The sequence below is a fragment of the Devosia sp. genome, from assembly GCF_017307565.1.
Lineage (GTDB): Bacteria > Pseudomonadota > Alphaproteobacteria > Rhizobiales > Devosiaceae > Devosia.
In genome coordinates this window covers 1-1558 of record NZ_JAFKHD010000369.1, presented here as the reverse complement: position 1 = coordinate 1558, position 1558 = coordinate 1, and the positions used below count along the sequence as shown (strand labels likewise).

Here is a 1558-nt window from a genome sequence, read left to right as displayed (position 1 = left end):
TTTGCTGGTGCTGTTGCGGCGGTAGGCATCGGTCTGGCGGCGACGGGCGACGGTGAGCAGCCAGGCGTCGGGGTTGGCCGGAACGCCCTGTTCCGGCCATGCGGTCAGGGCGCTGGCAAAGGCTTCTGCCAGCGCGTCTTCGGCACCTGCAACATCACGGGTGCGGGCGGCGAGGAAAGCGAGGAGGCGCCCGTAGCTTTCACGGGCGGCTCGTTCGGCGGCTCGCCTTGCCGCGTCGCTCACCAGCTCTTGCCCGGCTCGACGATGGGGCGGATTTCGATGGCGCCGTATTTGCTGGCGGGGCAGAGTTCGGCCCATTTGACGGCCTCATCGAAATCCTTGGCTTCGATGAAGAAATAGCCGCCGAGCTGTTCCTTGGCGTCGGAATAGGGGCCGTCGACGACATTGGTCTCGCCATTGCGGGTGCGGACGGTTTTACCCTGAGTGGGGGACTGCATGCGCTCGCCGGGAGCGGCGCCCTCGGCCTTGGCGAGGGCTTCGTTGAAGGCGCCCCAGGCGGCGTAGAGTGCCTGCTGGCCGGCGGGATCGCCCATATTGGTTTCGTCGTGGTGGATCAGCATCATGTAGCGCATGGGTTACGCCTCCTTGGCGGAACTGGTGTGGACGATAGGACGAATTTCGATGGGGCCCCATTGGGCCGCGGGACAACGAGTGGCCCATTTGATGGCCGCATCCATATCTTCGCAGTCGATGACGAAGAGTCCGCCGAACTGCTCGCGCGCCTCGGCGTAAGGGCCTTCTTCCACCTTCAGTGTGCCACCCTGATTGACGAAGGTGCCATCCACATTGTGGATCTCGCCGCCGACCATGCGCAGGGTACGGGCGTCGGCGCTGCGGCCGAGGGCTGAGGTAGAGACGAAGGCACCGGCTTTTTCGAGGGCTTGCTGATAGGCATGCATCCCGTCCATGGCCTTGGCCATCAGTTCGGGCGGAATGGCCGCGCCGGCCTTCTCGTCGGCATAGAGCATGAGGAGATAACGCATCGCACTCGTCCTTTCACGGTTGGCCGCTGGTTTTGTAGTGCGGCACAACAATGTCGGGGAGGGGAAGCAGTTTTCGACAGGGATGCGAAAAAAGATGAAGCGCCTGAGCCGTTGATTCCGGTCAGGCGCTTCATGTGATTGTTTATGCTGCTATTTTCAGTCGAAGAGGCTCGATACGCTCTGCTCGCTCGCGGTGCGGGCGATGGCTTCGCCGATCAGCGGGGCGATGGTGATGCGGCGGATATTGGCAGCCTTTTTGGTGGCTTCGGTGTCGACGATGGAGTCGGTGACCACCAGTTCCTTGAGCTTTGAGGCCGCGATGCGCTCGGAGGCGCCTTCGGAGAGGACGCCGTGGGTGATGTAGGCCGAGACTTCCTTGGCGCCGGCCTTGAGCAGGGCTTCGGCCGCGTTGACCAAGGTGCCGCCGGAATCGACGATGTCGTCGATGAGGATGCAGGTCTGGCCCGAGACGTCGCCGATGATGTTCATCACTTCGCTGACGCCGGCGCGCGGGCGGCGCTTGTCGACGATGGCGAGGTTGGCGCCGATGCGGC

The 1558-nt window shown here is 63.6% G+C and carries 4 protein-coding genes; all 4 read right to left on the bottom strand.

Features of this window, described 5'->3' with window-relative positions; translation table 11 throughout:
- A partial coding sequence (locus tag J0I64_RS15375) for a sigma factor (protein WP_291409801.1) occupies positions 1-243 on the bottom strand: 243 nt, incomplete at its 3' end.
- Positions 240-593 (bottom strand): YciI family protein, encoded by a 354-nt coding sequence (locus tag J0I64_RS15370; RefSeq protein WP_291409800.1) that lies wholly within the window; start codon positions 591-593, stop codon positions 240-242. The genes J0I64_RS15375 and J0I64_RS15370, both read right to left, overlap by 4 nt.
- 3 nt (positions 594-596) lie before the next feature.
- Positions 597-1004 carry a YciI family protein gene (locus tag J0I64_RS15365; protein WP_291409799.1) on the bottom strand — a complete coding sequence of 136 codons (408 nt, stop codon included), beginning with the start codon at positions 1002-1004 and terminating at the stop codon, positions 597-599.
- Positions 1005-1160: 156 nt separating this feature from the next.
- On the bottom strand, positions 1161-1558 hold a 398-nt coding region (prs, locus tag J0I64_RS15360; protein ID WP_291409796.1), incomplete at its 5' end, for a ribose-phosphate diphosphokinase.